General features: G+C 75.1%; 12 protein-coding genes. 5 read left to right on the top strand and 7 right to left on the bottom strand.

The window, feature by feature from the left end; genetic code table 11:
- The first annotated feature begins 162 nt into the window (after positions 1-162).
- Together pls and ADL22_RS00485 are read left to right on the top strand one after the other, a co-directional pair.
- Positions 163-4,113 (top strand): epsilon-poly-L-lysine synthase Pls, encoded by a 3,951-nt coding sequence (gene pls / locus ADL22_RS00490; protein WP_066972450.1) that lies wholly within the window; start codon positions 163-165, stop codon positions 4,111-4,113.
- Positions 4,110-5,510 carry a M1 family metallopeptidase gene (locus ADL22_RS00485; protein ID WP_066972447.1) on the top strand — a complete coding sequence of 467 codons (1,401 nt, stop codon included), beginning with the start codon at positions 4,110-4,112 and terminating at the stop codon, positions 5,508-5,510. The genes pls and ADL22_RS00485 overlap by 4 nt, the downstream gene beginning before the upstream one ends.
- 48 nt (positions 5,511-5,558) lie before the next feature.
- On the opposite strand, the gene ADL22_RS00480 is transcribed toward ADL22_RS00485, so the two are convergent.
- From ADL22_RS00480 to ADL22_RS00460, 5 genes are all read right to left on the bottom strand, one after another.
- Positions 5,559-6,218, bottom strand: a complete 660-nt coding sequence (locus ADL22_RS00480; protein ID WP_066972445.1) for a class I SAM-dependent methyltransferase — start codon at positions 6,216-6,218, stop codon at positions 5,559-5,561.
- Positions 6,219-6,336: 118 nt separating this feature from the next.
- Positions 6,337-6,819, bottom strand: coding sequence for a DUF5709 domain-containing protein (locus tag ADL22_RS00475; RefSeq protein ID WP_066972442.1), 483 nt, complete (start codon positions 6,817-6,819; stop codon positions 6,337-6,339).
- A 22-nt stretch (positions 6,820-6,841) separates the two neighbouring features.
- On the bottom strand, positions 6,842-7,252 hold the full coding sequence (locus ADL22_RS00470; RefSeq protein ID WP_066972439.1) for a DUF2795 domain-containing protein: 411 nt from the start codon (positions 7,250-7,252) through the stop codon (positions 6,842-6,844).
- A 177-nt stretch (positions 7,253-7,429) separates the two neighbouring features.
- Positions 7,430-8,869, bottom strand: coding sequence for an MFS transporter (locus ADL22_RS00465; RefSeq protein WP_066972436.1), 1,440 nt, complete (start codon positions 8,867-8,869; stop codon positions 7,430-7,432).
- On the bottom strand, positions 8,866-9,813 hold the full coding sequence (locus ADL22_RS00460; protein WP_066972433.1) for a nucleoside hydrolase: 948 nt from the start codon (positions 9,811-9,813) through the stop codon (positions 8,866-8,868). The genes ADL22_RS00465 and ADL22_RS00460 overlap by 4 nt, the downstream gene beginning before the upstream one ends.
- Positions 9,814-10,105: 292 nt before the next feature.
- Between ADL22_RS00460 and ADL22_RS00455 the strand changes: the two genes are divergently transcribed.
- The 3 genes from ADL22_RS00455 (at position 10,106) to ADL22_RS00445 (ending at position 12,865) form a co-directional block, all read left to right on the top strand.
- Positions 10,106-11,140 carry a LacI family DNA-binding transcriptional regulator gene (locus ADL22_RS00455; protein WP_066972430.1) on the top strand — a complete coding sequence of 345 codons (1,035 nt, stop codon included), beginning with the start codon at positions 10,106-10,108 and terminating at the stop codon, positions 11,138-11,140.
- Between the two features lie 84 nt (positions 11,141-11,224).
- Positions 11,225-11,734 carry a lytic polysaccharide monooxygenase auxiliary activity family 9 protein gene (locus ADL22_RS00450; protein ID WP_066972427.1) on the top strand — a complete coding sequence of 170 codons (510 nt, stop codon included), beginning with the start codon at positions 11,225-11,227 and terminating at the stop codon, positions 11,732-11,734.
- A gap of 183 nt (positions 11,735-11,917) precedes the next feature.
- Positions 11,918-12,865, top strand: coding sequence for a hypothetical protein (locus ADL22_RS00445; protein ID WP_066972424.1), 948 nt, complete (start codon positions 11,918-11,920; stop codon positions 12,863-12,865).
- A 203-nt stretch (positions 12,866-13,068) separates the two neighbouring features.
- Here the strand turns inward: ADL22_RS00445 and ADL22_RS00440 are convergent, their stop codons facing one another.
- Both ADL22_RS00440 and ADL22_RS00435 read right to left on the bottom strand, forming a co-directional pair.
- A complete protein-coding gene (locus ADL22_RS00440) occupies positions 13,069-13,527 on the bottom strand; it encodes a DUF779 domain-containing protein (protein WP_066972421.1) in 459 nt (152 codons plus the stop codon).
- A 119-nt stretch (positions 13,528-13,646) separates the two neighbouring features.
- Positions 13,647-14,567: an aminoglycoside phosphotransferase family protein gene (locus tag ADL22_RS00435; protein ID WP_066972418.1), complete on the bottom strand. Its 921-nt coding sequence runs from the start codon at positions 14,565-14,567 to the stop codon at positions 13,647-13,649.
- Positions 14,568-14,825 lie beyond the last annotated feature (258 nt).

Raw genomic sequence — 14,825 nt, 5'->3', positions numbered from 1 at the left:
TTTCCCGGCGCCGCCTGCCCGAGCGGCCGGCGGCCGCCTTCACACCGCGTTCGATTAGCGGATTCCGGGTCCCGGCCCGCGAACCGCCGCCCGGTGCCCGGCATCTGTAGGGGCGAACGTCCGAGGGTTTTCTGCCCACCGGCACCGAACAGAGGCATATCGATGTCGTCGCCCCTTCTCGAATCGTCCTTCGAGCCGTCCGAGCCCCTCACCGAACGGGCCGTATACCGCACCGCCGGCACCCCGGCCCCGCGGACCCTGCTCGACGTGCTCGACGCCACCGCCGCCGCCCACCCGCGGGCGACCGCCCTGGACACCGGCTCCGAGGCGCTCACCTACCGCGAGCTGTGCGCCGAGACCGAGCGCCGCGCGCGGCAGCTCAGGGACCGCGGGATCGGCCCCGGCGACCGGGTCGGGATCCGCGTGCCCTCCGGTACCGCCGAGCTGTACCTGTCGATCCTCGCCGTCCTGCGCAGCGGCGCCGCCTACGTCCCGGTCGACGCCGACGACCCCGACGAGCGGGCCGCCACCGTCTTCCGCGAGGCCGCCGTCTGCGCCGTCCTCGGCCCCGACGGCCCCCACGACGCCCCGGCCCGGCCCGCCGGCGCCCCGCGCCCGCCCGGCCCCGGCGACGACGCCTGGATCATCTTCACGTCGGGTTCGACCGGCGCGCCCAAGGGCGTCGCGGTCAGCCACCGCTCGGCCGCCGCCTTCGTCGACGCCGAGGCCGGCCTCTTCTGCCAGGACCGCCCGCTGGGCCCCGGCGACCGCGTACTGGCCGGGCTGTCGGTCGCGTTCGACGCCTCCTGCGAGGAGATGTGGCTCGCCTGGCGGCACGGCGCCTGCCTGGTGCCCGCCCCGCGCGCCCTGGTCCGGGCCGGCCACGAACTCGGCCCGTGGCTGGTCGAGCGGGGGATCACCGTCGTTTCCACCGTGCCCACCCTCGCCGCGCTCTGGCCCGACGAGGCGATGCGCGCGGTCCGGCTGCTGATCGTCGGCGGTGAGGCGTGCCCGGCCGGGCTCGTGGACCGCTTCGCCCGGCCCGGCCGCGAGATGTGGAACACCTACGGCCCGACCGAGACCACCGTCGTCGCCTGCGCCGCCCGCCTGCTGCCCGGCGTACCGGTCCGCATCGGCCTCCCGCTGGCGGGCTGGCAGCTCGCCGTCGTCGGCCGCGACGGCCGGCCGGTCGCCCACGGCGAGGAGGGCGAGCTGGTCATCGGCGGCGTCGGCACCGCCCGCTACCTCGACCCGGTCAAGGACGCCGACCGGTTCCGCCCGGACGCCGTCCTGGACACCGCCCGCGCCTACCGCACCGGCGATCTCGTCCGCGCCGAACCCGAGGGCCTGCTCTTCCTCGGCCGCGCCGACGACCAGGTCAAACTCGGCGGCCGCCGGATCGAACTGGGCGAGATCGACGCCGCGCTGGCCGCCCTGCCCGGCGTCCGCGGCGCCGCCGCCGCCGTCAAGGCCACCCCGGCCGGCACCCAGGTCCTGGTCGGCTACGTCGTCCCCGAGCAGCGCACCGCCGACGGCTCCAGCTTCCAGCAGGACAAGGCCAGAGCGCTGCTCCAGGAACGGCTCCCGGCCCAACTCGTCCCCGTCCTCGCCGAGGTGGACGACCTGCCCACCCGCACCTCCGGCAAGGTCGACCGCAACGCGCTGCCCTGGCCGCTGCCGTCCGCCCCGGCCGCCGCCGGGCCACCGCCCGAACTCCACGGCACCGCCGCCCGCCTGGCCGCCGTCTGGGAGGAACTCCTCGGCGTCCGGCCCGGCCCGGACAGCGACTTCACCGCCCTCGGCGGCACCAGCCTGGTCGCCGCCCGGATGGCGTCGATGCTCCGCGCCCACCACCCCGGCGTCTCGGTCGCCGACCTCTACCGCCACCCGGTGCTGCGCGATATGGCCGAGCACCTCGACTCGCTCGGCGGCCCGGTCGCCGAGGCCCGTCCGGTCCGCCCCGTCCCGCGCCGCGCCGCCGCCGTCCAACTCCTCGTCCAGACCGCCCTGTACGGCGTCGCCGGTCTGCGCGGACTGGTCGGGCTGGCGCTCGCCGACAACGTCCTGGGCCTGCTCGCCCCGCACGCCTGGGCCCCGCACACCGCCTGGTGGCTGGTGGCCCTCGGCTGGGTGGTGCTCTTCAGCGCGCCCATGCGGTGCGCGATCGGCGCGCTGGCCGCCCGCGCGCTGGCCGGCTCGATCCGGCCCGGCGCCTACCCGCGCGGCGGCGCCGTCCACCTGCGGCTGTGGACCGCCGAACGCACCGTCGCCGCCTTCGGCGTCCCCTCCCTCCTCGGCACCCCCTGGGCCCGGCTCTACGCCCGCGCCCTGGGCTGCGCCACCGGCCGCGATATCGCCCTGCACACCATGCCGCCGGTCACCGGCCTCGCCGAACTCGGCGACGGGTGCAGCGTCGAACCCGAGGCCGATATCTCCGGCTGGTGGCTCGACGGCGACACCCTGCACATCGGCGCGGTCCGCATCGGTCCCGGCGCCCGGGTCGCCCACCGCGCCATGCTGATGCCCGGCGCGGTCGTCGGCGCGGACGCCGAACTCGCCGCCGGCGGCTGCCTGGACGGCACCCTCCCCGACGGCGACCGCTGGACCGGCTCCCCGGCCCGCCCGGCCGGCGCCGCTGAACGCATCGCCGGCCCCGCCTGGCCCGCCCCGCACCACCGCCGCTCCCGCCGCTGGACCGCCGCCTACGGGCTCACCCTCCTCGGCCTGCCGCTGCTCGCCCTGCTCACCGCGGCGCCCGCGCTGATCGCCGCGTACTTCCTGATCCGCGACTGCGCCACGCTGTCCGCCGCGGCCCTGCGGCTGCTGGCCGCCGCCCCCGCCTTCGCACTGGTCACCACCGGCTGCTCGATCCTCGTCACCGCCGCCACCGTCCGCGTCCTGGGCCGCGGTATCACCCCGGGCCTGCACCCGGCCGCCGGCGGCGTCGCCTGGCGCGCCTGGCTGGTGACCCGCCTCCTCGACGGCGCCCACGGCAGCCTCTTCCCGCTCTACGCGAGCCTCGCCACCCCGCACTGGCTGCGGCTGCTGGGCGCCCGGGTCGGCCGGCACGCCGAGATCTCCACCGTGCTGCCGCTGCCCTCCCTCCTCCACGTCGAGGACGGCGCCTTCCTCGCCGACGACACCCTCGTCGCCCCCTACGAACTGCGCGGCGGCTGGCTGCGGCTGGGCACCGTACGGATCGGCCGCCGGGCCTTCGTCGGCAACTCCGGCATCGTCGATCCCGGCCACGACGTCCCCGACCACAGCCTGGTCGGCGTGCTCTCCAACGCCCCCGCGCACGGCGAGCCCGGCCAGTCCTGGCTCGGCCGCCCCGCCATGCCGCTGCCCCGGGTCGCCGCCCAGGCCGACCCCGCCCGCACCTTCGCCCCGCCGCGCCGCCTGGTCCTGGCCCGCGCCGCCGTCGAACTGTGCCGGGTGCTGCCGCTGATCTGCGGCGTCGCGCTCGCCGAGGGCGTCCTCCTCACCGAACAGGACGCCTTCGCCAGCGGCGGCCTGGGCCTCGCCGCGCTGGTCGGCGCCCCGCTGCTGCTCGCCGCCGGACTGACCGCGCTGCTCACCACCACGCTCGCCAAGTGGCTGCTGGTCGGCCGGTTCACCACCGGCGAACACCCGCTGTGGTGCGCGTTCGTCTGGCGCAACGAGCTCTACGACACCTTCGTGGAATCCCTCGCCGTACCGTGGATGGCCGGCGCCTTCACCGGCACCCCGGTCCTGAACTGGTGGCTGCGCACCCTCGGCGCCAAGATCGGGCGCGGGGTCTGGCTGGAGAGCTACTGGCTGCCCGAGACCGACCTGATCAGCCTCGGCGACGGCGTCAGCGTCAACCGCGGCTGCGTGCTGCAGACCCACCTCTTCCACGACCGGATCATGCGGCTGGACACCGTCCGCCTGGCCGAGGGCGCCTCGCTGGGCCCGCACGGCATCGTGCTCCCCGGCACCGACGTCGGCGCCCGCGCCTCCATCGCCCCGTCCTCGCTGGTCATGCGCGGTGAGACGGTCCCCGCGCACACCCGGTGGGCCGGCAACCCGATCGCCGGCGAACGCCCCCGGCAGGCCGCCGCGCCCGCCGCGCAAGGCGGTGCGGCCGCATGACCCGCTGCAGCCGCCGCGCCCTGCTCCGGGGCGCGGCCCTGCTCCCGCTCGCCGCCACCGTCGCGGACGGCCTGGCCGGCGCCACCGACCGCTACTTCCCGCGCCACGGCACCTACGCCCACGACACCGTCTCGTACGACCTGCACCTGGACTACCGCCCGGCCGGCGCCAACCTGGAGGGCCGGGCCCGGATCGAGGCGGTGGCCTGCGAGCCGCTGGACCGCGTCGAACTGGACCTGTCCCGGCTCACCGCGCACACCGCCAAGATCGACGGCACCCGGGTCCGGATCCGCCAGCAGCAGGGCAAGCTCTACCTCGACACCCCGCGCCCGCTGGCCGCCGGCACCCGCTTCACCGCCGAGATCGGCTACCGCGGCCGGCCCCGCCCGGTCCGCTCCCCGTTCGGCCCGATCGGCTGGGACCGCACCGGCGACCCGCACGACGGGACCCTGGTCGCCTCCCAGCCGCTCGGCGCCCCGTCGTGGTTCCCCTGCAACGACCGCCCGGACGACAAGGCCGCCTTCACCCTCCGGATCACCGTCCCGCACGGCCACCACGCGCTGGCCAACGGCACCCTCCTCGAACGCCGCCGCACCGGGCACCGCGAATGCTGGACGTACCACCACCCGGGGCCCATGGCCCCCTACCTCGCCGCGCTCTACACCGGCCGCTTCCGCCACGACAGCGGCACCGCCCACGTCGGCCCGGACCACCCGCCGGTCGCGCTGCACAACGCCTACCCGGCCCGGCTCGCCCAGGAGGCCGCGTTCGACCTGGCCCGCCAGCCGGACATGCTGCGCGCCTTCGCCGGCTGGTTCGGCCGCTACCCGTTCGAGGCGTACGGGGCGGTGGTGGTGGACGCCGAACTCGCCGCCCCGGTCGAGAACCAGACCCGGTCGGTCTTCGGCAGCAACCACATCGACGGGCAGCGCGGCGCCGAGACCCTGGTCGCCCACGAGATCGCCCACCAGTGGTACGGCAACAGCGTCAGCCTGCGCGACTGGCGCGACATCTGGCTGAACGAGGGCTTCGCCACGTATGCCGAGTGGCTGTGGTCCGAGCACATCGGCGAGGACTCCGCCGACGAGATCGCCCGGCACGAATGGCGCTCGCTGCGCGACCGGCCTCAGGACCTGCGGATCGCCGACCCCGGCCAGCGCCGGATCTTCGACGACCGGATCTATGTCCGCGGCGCCTGCGCCCTGCACGCGCTCCGCCGGGCCGTCGGCGATACGCGGTTCTTCGCGCTGCTGCGCGGCTGGCACGAGACCCACCGCGGCGCCAGCGCCGACACCGCCGCCTTCCTCGCGCACGCCGAGCGCTGCTCAGGCCCCCACGTCCGGCCGCTGCTGCATTCCTGGCTCTACGAGAAGCCGCTGCCCGTCCTGGCGGCCTGACCCGGTGCGCCCCGGCGGCGGCCCGCGCCGCCGCCGGGGACCCGGGCCTCAGCCCCGGCGCCGCACCTTCAGCACCGTGTCGGTCCGCTCGGTCGGCTGCCCGTCCGGACCGGTCTGCGTACGGGTGACCTCCTCGCTGCGCCGCACCTCCCACTCGCCCTCCGGGAGCGCCAGCGCCGCCAGCACCTCCCCGGGCGTCGGGAAGCGCTCACCGTGCGTGCGGCGGTGCTCCTCGGGGACCGCCCCGGCGTGCCCGACGATCAGCAGCACACCCCCGGGTGCCACCGCGTCCACCGCCCGCCGCAGGATGCGCTCCCGGAAGAGCTCCCCGGGCGCGTGCAGGAACTGCGCCGACACCAGGTCGAAGCGGCCCTCGGGGAAGGCCGCCGCCAGGTCGTGCCGCTGCCAGTCGATCCGGTCCGCGACCCCGGCCGCGGCCGCCTGCTCCGCGGCCCGGTCCAGCGCCACGCCGGAGACGTCGACGGCGGTGACCCGCCAGCCCTGCCCGGCCAGCCAGATCGCGTCCGCGCCCTCCCCGCAGCCCACGTCCAGGGCCGTCCCCGGGGAACGCCCGCCGACCTCGCGCACCAGGGCCGCGTTGGGGCTGCCGCTCCAAATCCGGTCCCGCTCCGCGTACCGGGCGTCCCAGAACTCCTCGTCGTCCGGGACCGCCGTACCGGTCCCGCCGCCGCTGCCATGAGCTGCCATCGCCGGGCTCTCCTCTCGTCGTCGAGAGGGAGAGCATCCGGCGGCCCGCGGCGGTACGGCAAAGTCCGTTGCCGTTCCCGCAACGAAGCGGAGAGAGCCTCCGGTAAAGCGGTGGCGGTCAGACCTCGCCCTCGACCGTCCCGCCCACGTCGTGCGCGATATGCACCGCGGCCTCCTCGGCGGACGCCGCGCCCCCGTCGATGCCGACGTCCCGGCCGACGATGTCGTTGCTGCCGCCCCCGCGCCAGAACCCCTCGTCGGAGCCGACCAGCCGCCCGGCGCGCTCCTCGCCCACCTGGTCGTCGTACGGCTCCCCGGCGCCGTCCGGCAGATCGCCGATCCCGTCGCCGTCCGGGGTGCGGATGTCCGGCAGCTCGACGGAGAGCCGGTGGGCCAGGGATTCCCGCTCGTGCTGCTCGCGCGCGGTGGTGCCCTCGTGGTTGACCACGAACGGCCGCTCCGGCGGCGAGTAGCCGGTGTCCAGGAACTCGTCCAGCCCCGGCTCGTCCAGCGCGTCCTCCATGTCGAGGTCGTTGGGGATGTCCTGCGGATCCGATGCGGGCGGCTGGTAGACCTCGTCGCCCATGGCGTCGTCGGACATGTGCCGCCCTCCTCCACTGCCCCTAGGAGCGCCGGTCCTCGGTGCCCAGACCGAGGGATTCGGCGACCCCCTGCACATTGCTGTACTTGTGATGGGCGGGCAGCTGCTCGGCCATCGACACCAGGCGGTCCGGGGCGTGGTTGCGGCGCAGGGTGCGGATGATGTCGCCGCGCTCGGCCGGGTACACGCTGCGGCCCAGATACTGCGCCAGCTCCGAGCGGATCCCCACGTCGCGTTCGGACATCCCGTGCGGGGTGCCGCCGCGGTAGGCGGTGTCCGGCGCCGGTGCCACCGCCGGCTGGTCCTCGCCGGCCGGCTCCAGGTCCCGGCTCTCGTCCGCGCGCAGCGAACGGTCGGTGGCCATCTGGCTCCGAAGCTGCTTCTTCATCATGTCGTCCCGGGCGGGACCGGTCTTGTCCATACCGTGTTCCATGACGCTGCCTCCGTTGCCTTCTGTTCCAGTCTCCCTGTTCCCTCCGCCCTGACAACACGACGGAGGAGGGGTACGGGGACGCCTACCACGGTGGCGGGGCGGCACACACCGAACCGCCCGCCGTCCCCGTGGTCACGGGAGCGGCGGGCGGGCGGTCGGTACGGTGCCGGGCCCGGGTCAGTCCTGGGCCTCGGCCGCCACCGGCTTCGGGATCAGGAACGACGTGGCGATGGCCAGCGCCAGGATCACCACACCCGCGATCATGCCCGCGGTGTAGCCGCCGGCCGAGGCCGGGTCGGCGGGCGCCAGCGCGGTCTTCACCGCGTACAGCGCCGCGAAGCTCAGCCCCGCGCCCAGGTTGAACGCGCCCGCGTTCAGACCGGGCAGGAAGCCGGGGTTCTCACCGGGGGAGAGGACGATGCCGAGCCCGTTGAGCACGATGTTGGCCACGCCCGCGTAGGTGACGCCGACCAGCAGCGAGGTCACCAGCAGCAGGACGTGCGACTGGCCGTGCATGGTCAGCAGCATCAGCACCACCGACCCCACGGAACCGACCAGCCCCAGCCGCAGGATCCGGCCGTAGCCGAACGTCGCGGCCAGCCGGCCGGCCACCGGGCCCATCGCGAGCCCGGCCAGCGCGTACGGCGACAGCGTCCACCACGCCGACTGCTCGGCGGACATCCCCAGGCCCGCCTGGGCGTCCTGGGCGAAGGCCGGGATCAGGCCGTTCATCACGGCGAACACGCCGGTCATGGTCAGCACCGTGGTCAGCAGCAGCGACCAGGTGGCGCGCTGCTTGAGGTGCCGGGTGGCGACCAGCGGATGCCGGCTGCGGTCCTCGGTCCGCCAGAACAGCGCGAACGCGGCGGCGGCCAGCACCACCAGGACGGCGATCATGGCCCAGTTGGCGGCGGCCAGCTTGCCGGCCTCGTTGAGCGCGATCAGCAGCGCGCCGACCGAGACGACCAGCAGCGCGACGCCCGGCCAGTCCATCTTGGAGGCGGCCCGCGCCTTGGACTCCGGGGTCAGCGTGGCCACCAGGGCGGTGGCCAGGGCGGCCACGACCGCCATCGCCCAGAAGACCGACTGGAAGCCGTGGTGGTCGGCGAGGTAGCCGCCGGCCAGCGAGTCGACACCGGCGATACCGCCGTTGACGGCGGTGATCACGCCCAGCAGGGTGCCGTACTTCTTCGGCTCGGTGACCTCGACCCGCAGCATGATCAGGCACAGCGGGACCACCGGTCCGCTGACACCCTGGATGATCCGCCCGGCGAACAGCATCGGGATGCTGGTCGCCAGCGCGGCGACGACGCAGCCGACCGCCATCAGGGCGAGCATCCCGGCCAGCACGCGGCGCCGGCCGAGCACATCGCCCAGCCGGGGCAGGAACAGCGAGAACAGCGCCGCGGAGGTGAAGAACGCGGTCTGCGTCATGCCCACCTCGGCGGAGCTGGCGCCGAGCGAGTCCTCGATGCTCTTCAGCGCCGGGCTGAGCATGCTGGCGTTCAGCTGGAAGGCGAAGCAGGCGGTGAGCAGCGCGGCGACCAGCACGCCGATCCGGACGCCGGATCCGCCGCCGGGGACGCCGGTGGTACGCGGTGCGGTGGAGACGTTCATGCCCGGCCTTCGCCGATCCGCTCCAGCGCGTCCACGACGAGGTTCCAGAACCGCTCGTGGTCGAGCTTGACCGCGACCTGGGTGTGGCAGTCGGCGGGCGCCGGCGCGCGGAAGTCCGTCACCGTCATGCCCAGCGTCAGCGCCCCGCGCAGCTCTATGTCCACCGGCGCCTTGCGCACGGTCATCACGTCCGGGTCGATCACGTACGCCACCGCGCACGGGTCGTGCACCGGCGGGAACTCGAAGCCCTGGTTCTCGCGGTACGCCTCGCGGAAGAAGTCCAGCAGCTCCAGGACGAACGTCGCGGGCTTGGTGCCGAGGGCCGCGATCCGGGCCTCGACCTCGGGGGTGGCCAGCGCCTGGTGGGTGAGGTCCAGGCCGACCATGGTGACCGGCCACTTCTCGTTGAAGACGATGTGCGCGGCCTCGGGGTCGATGATGATGTTGAACTCGGCGACCGCGCTCCAGTTGCCCTCGTGGTAGCCGCCGCCCATCAGGACGACCTCGCGCACCCGCTCGGCGATCCGGGGCTCCTTGCGCACCGCCATCGCGATGTTGGTCAGCCCGGCCGTCGGGACGAGGGTGATCTCGCCCGGCTCGTGGGACATCACGGTGTCGATGATCAGGTCCACGGCGTGCCGGGGGTCCAGCTCGAAGGCGGGCTCGGGGAGTTCGGGCCCGTCCAGGCCGGTCTCGCCGTGGATGTCCGGCGCGGTCTCGATGGACCGGACCAGCGGGCGGGGGTTGCCCGCGGCGAACGGGACACCGGTGATGCCGGCGATGGCCGCCACCGACAGCGCGTTGCGGGTCACCTTCTCCAGCGTCTGGTTCCCGACCACGGTCGTCACGGCGACCAGTTCCACATCGGGGTTGCCGTGCGCCAGGAGCATGGCGATCGCGTCGTCATGCCCCGGGTCGCAGTCGAGGATGATCTTTCTGGCCAACGGGAGAGCCCCTTTGCTCTGCGGGACGGTCAAGCGGGGTGAACTCGATCTCCAGTGCGCCGCCGCGGGGGCCGCTACCCAGGGAAAACGTTCTCCGGAAATTTCGCCCATCCTGCGCGGAGATGTCAATGAAATGTCAACGAAGTGTGAGCCAGGCGACCCCCTCACCCGCTGGTACCGAGGGCACGGAACTGGTACGTCTGTGCACGGGCGGTGATAACGTTTGCCGCCATCGTTCCGGGACGGCGCCGTCCGAGCGGTCCGCCGTCCCGTAGTGGAAGGGCACGCCGCCGTGGCCGAAGTGACCTTGCGGGACGTCGCGCGGGCGGCGGGCTGCTCCGTCGCCACCGTCTCCCGGGTGCTGGCCGGCACCCGCCCGGTCGGCGAGGAGACCGCGCGCGCCGTACGGGCCGCGGCCGAACGGCTCGGCTACCGCCCCAACGAGGTCGCCCGCGCCCTGCGCAGCCGCTCCACCGGCACCGTCGGCCTGGTCCTCCCGCAGATCGCCAACCCCTTCTTCCCCACCCTCGTACGGGAGTTGGAGCACGCGCTGCACGCCGCGGGCCGGGCCGTGCTGCTCGCCGGCTGCGACGACGACCCGGAGACCGAGGCCGCCCGGATCGGCGCGCTGCTCGACCGCCGGGTGGACGCCCTGCTGGTGATCCCGGTGGACGAGCGGCGCAGCCGGGACGCGGTGGCCGCCGCCGCGGCACGGGTGCCGCTGGTGCTGCTGGACCGCGGCTGCGGCCCCGGCGTCGCCGACTCGGTCGCCGTCGACAACGCCGCCGGCATGGCCCTCGTCCTCGCGCACCTGGCCGCCACCGGCCGCCGCCGCCCCTGCTTCATCGGCGCCGCCGGGACCGCCTCGGCGGCGGCCGAACGGCGCGCGGCCTACGCGGCGGGCGCGGCCGCCCTCGACCCGGCCGGGCCGGAACGCGCGCTGCTCGGCGACTTCTCGGTGGAGTGGGGCCGGGCCGCCGCCGACCGCCTCTGGCCGGCCCGCCCGGACGCCGTGGTGTGCGCCAACGACCTGATCGCGGCCGGTGCGCTGCAGCGCCTGCGGCAGCTCGGCGCGGACGTCCCCGGCGAGGTCGCGGTCACCGGCTTCGACGACATCCCGCTGGCCGGGCTCGCCGAGCCCGCGCTCACCACCGTCCGCCAGCCGGTCGCCGAACTCGCCGCGGAAGCGGCCCGGTTGCTGGTCCAGCACCCCGCCGGCGCGCCGATCCCCGCGCCCCGCCACCCGGTCCGCACCCTGCGGTTGGCACCGGAACTGGTGGTGCGGGCGTCCAGCGCTCCGGCAGCCGGGGTCCGTCCGACCTCTTGACGGTACGCGGTCAGGGCGTTAAGTCTAGACCAATCCCCTCGGTACACCCTCGCGTCATCCACCCCCCTCCGCGAAAGGGTTGACATGAACAAGAAGAGAAGGATCGCCCTCGCCGCCGGTATCGCCCCCCTCCTCGTCGTCGCCCTGCCGGCCGGCCCGGCCAGCGCGCACGGCTATGTCTCCTCCCCGCCCAGCCGGCAGGCCCAGTGCGCCGCCGGCACCGTCAGCTGCGGCCCCATCAAGTGGGAGCCGCAGAGCGTCGAAGGCCCCAAGGGGCTGAGGAGCTGCAGCGGCGGCAACAGCCAGTTCGCCGACCTCGACGACGACTCCAAGGGCTGGAAGGTCACCCCCGTCGGCAGCACCCAGACCTTCACCTGGCGGTTCACCGCCCGCCACGCCACCAGCAACTGGCAGTACTTCGCCAACGGGACGAAGGTCGCCGAGATCAGCGGCGGCGGCCAGCAGCCCCCGGCCGAGGTCTCGCACACCGTCAACTTCGGCGGCCTCAAGGGCAAGCAGAAGATCCTGGCGGTCTGGAACATCGCCGACACCTCCAACGCCTTCTACGCCTGCATCGACGTCAACATCGGCTAGCCGCCCCCCGACCCCCCTCTTCCCTGTCCCTTCTCCCCCTCCTCTCTCCTCTCTCTCCGCTCACCGGCACCGTCCGCCGCCCCGTGGCCCGTCCCAGGCCGCGGGGCGGCGCCGCTGTCAGAGGCACCCGTTACGATCGGCGCATTCAAGGGCCGATGCGGCCGGCCGCAGCCGGGAGGAAGAATGGGTCTGTTCCGCCGAGGACCGAAGCGCGATCCCCGGGACCTGACGCGCGACGAGGAGTTCAGCTTCTTCTCCGAGCGCGAGGGCCGGGTCTTCAGATCGCAGGTCCGGCAGGCGTTCGCCGAGCGCGGTCTGGAGGTCACCGCGTACGCCGGCGTGGTCACCGACTCCGCCGGCCGCCAGTTCGGCCTGGGCAACCTCGCCGCCGTCTGCCACCGCGACCGCCGCGGTGAGCGCAGCTGGCCCGGCCTGATCCGCGACCACGTCGGCAAGGTGCTGCGCACCATGGACGGCCCGCAGCCGCTGGAGATCCTCTCCCAGGACGAGATCCGCGCCTGCCTCTACCCCCGCGTCGTCGCCCAGGAGACCCTGCCCGCCTCCGACTCCTTCCGCTACGGCCGGGAGCCCGCCCCCGGACTGCGCGAAGTGCTCGCGCTCGACCTCCCCGAGGCGGTGCAGATGCTCAGCGAGGACTCGCTCGCCGACCTCGGCGACGTCGCCGAACTGCGCATCCGGGCGATGAACAACCTCCGCGCGCTGCCCGTCGAGGGCCACGAGACGGTGCGGCGCGGCGACGGCTCGGCGTTCGAGGTGCTGCTCGGGGACTCCTTCTTCACCGCCAGCCGGGTGCTGGTCCTGGACGATCTGGTCGAGCGCCTGACCGGCACCGGCCTCACCCCGGACGGCGCCCTGGTCGCCCTGCCGTTCCGCCACCAGCTGGCGTTCCACCGCATCCAGGACGCCCAGGTGATCCCGGCGCTCCAGTCGATGGCGCAGTTCGCCGCGGCCGGGCACGAGGACGCGGCGGGCGCGATCAGCCCCCGGGTGTACTGGTGGCGCCGCGGGATGATGACCCCGCTGAGCGAACCGGACGGCGACGGCCTGCGGGTGGTGGTGGACCGCGAGTTCCAGGAACTCCTCGAACGGCTGGTCCAGGACGAGGCGTAGCGGGGCGCCGGCTCTGTGGCCCGCCCTCGGCCCGTAGCCGCGCCCGGCCCCGCTCCGCGGAAAAAATTTCCGCGAATTCCGCGCCGGGCGGGAACCCCGGCCCCCCACCGCCCGTTGTTCCCGGTGAGGCCCCGCGCTTTCCCCCGTGCGCGGGGCCTCACCAGTGCCGCCCGGTGCCGCACCGCCCGCCGGGCCCGCCCGCCTCAGCCGCTTTCGCCGTTTTCGAGCAGCGCCCGCTCCTCCTCGGTGAGCAGCCGCGAGCGGATCAGGAAGCGCACACCCTCCGGCGCCTCCAGCGAGAAACCGCTGCCCCGCCCCGGTACGACGTCCACCGTCAGATGGGTGTGCCGCCAGCGGGCGAACTGCTCGCCCGACATCCAGAAGCCCACCGGCTCCGGCACCCCGGCCACCGCCAGCCGCCCCAGCAGCACATCCGACGCGCCGGTCCGGAACTCCCCGGCCGGATAGCACATCGGCGCGCTCCCGTCGCAGCAGCCGCCGGACTGATGGAACATCAGCGGCCCGTGCCGCTCCCGCAGCGAGCGCAGCAGCGCGGCGGCCGTGCCGGTGAGCGCGATCCGCGCGGCGCCCGGCCCGGAGCCGGACTCCGTCGTGCCGGATCCCCCGGTGCCGGATTCCCCGGTGCCGCCGTCGTCGTCCATGCGCCGCCCCTTCCTCGGCCGTCCCCGGCGGGCCCGGTGCCCGCGCCGGGCGGGGGAGTGCCCCGCCCGGCAGCATGGCAGACCGCCACCGCGCCCCGGAACACCGCCGGGGCCGCCCGTCACCGGCTCAGCAGCGCCTGGGCGATGGCCACTTGGTCCGGTTCCAGGGCGGTGGCCCCGTCCTCGATGTCCCACAGCGCGTTCTGGAGCACCCGGCCGAGGGCCCAGCCGGCCGCCCGCGCGCGGTCCAGGCCGAGCGCCTCGGTCAGCAGGTCGAAGCGGCGCAGCACCGCCCGCCGTACGTCACCGGTGGCCACCACCTCCGCCCAGCGGTTGTCCAGGGCCGGCAGCAGCTCGAACCCGGGGTCCCCGGCCAGCGGTTCCGGATCGATGGCCAGCCACGGCTCCCGCTCCCCGGCCAGCACGTTGTCGTAGTGCAGGTCCCAGTGCAGCAGCCGGTCCCCGGGCTCGCCCAGCAGCTCGGCCACCGCGGCCGCGCAGGTGCGCACCAGCCGCCGCTCGTCCGGGTCGTGGAGCGCCCGGACGGCTCGCGGCGCCTGGTCGAGCATGGCGGCGGCGAGGTCCGCGAGCCGCCGCAGGCCCGGCGGTGCGGGCACCGCCACCAGCCGCGCCAGCAGCCCGGCCAGAATCTCCAGCGCCTCGGTGCCGTCGGGCACCGAGGACAGCGGGCGCCGGGCGTCGAGCCGTTCGAGCAGCTGGGTGGCGGTCGCGGCGTCGTGGTCGAGCAGGCGCACGATGCCGTCGCCGTCCCAGGCCCGCAGCCCGGCGGTGGCGCCCCGGGTCTCCTCCCGGGCCCGCTGGAGCTTGAGCGCGGCCGGGCCGCCGTCCGCCCGGCGTACGGGCAGCACCAGCGAGGCCATGCCGTAGCGGGCGGGGCCGTCCGGCCGCAGCGCCCAGCGGTCGAGGAACTCCGCGCCGAGCGCGGGCAGTTGGGCGAGCCAGGCGCGCTCGGTGGGGCCGTGCGCGCCGTACGACGCGGCGAACGCTTCCGGTACGCCGATCGGGGCCGAGGTGGTCATGACGGGACTCTCCTTCGTGGTCCGGATCCGGAGGGCGGTACGGGGACGAAGGAGGGAGCGGAGGTGCCCGGGGCGCGGGCCGGCGTCACAGCATGCGGCGAGCCTAACGCGCCGGCCCGCCGCGCGGTGTCCGGCCCGGTGCCGCAACGTTCCGGCACCGGGCCGGAGTTACCGCCCGCTCACGGCGCGCCGCCGTTTCCCGTGCCGTTGGCCGGGGGCCCGCCGCCGTCGCTCCTGCCGGACGGCCCCGGTCCGCTG

Origin of the sequence: Streptomyces sp. NRRL F-4489, from assembly GCF_001509485.1 — a bacterium.
Taxonomy (GTDB): Bacteria; Actinomycetota; Actinomycetes; order Streptomycetales; family Streptomycetaceae; genus Streptomyces.
Note: the sequence above shows the minus strand (reverse complement) of the source record. Positions and strands in the feature narration are given on the sequence as shown.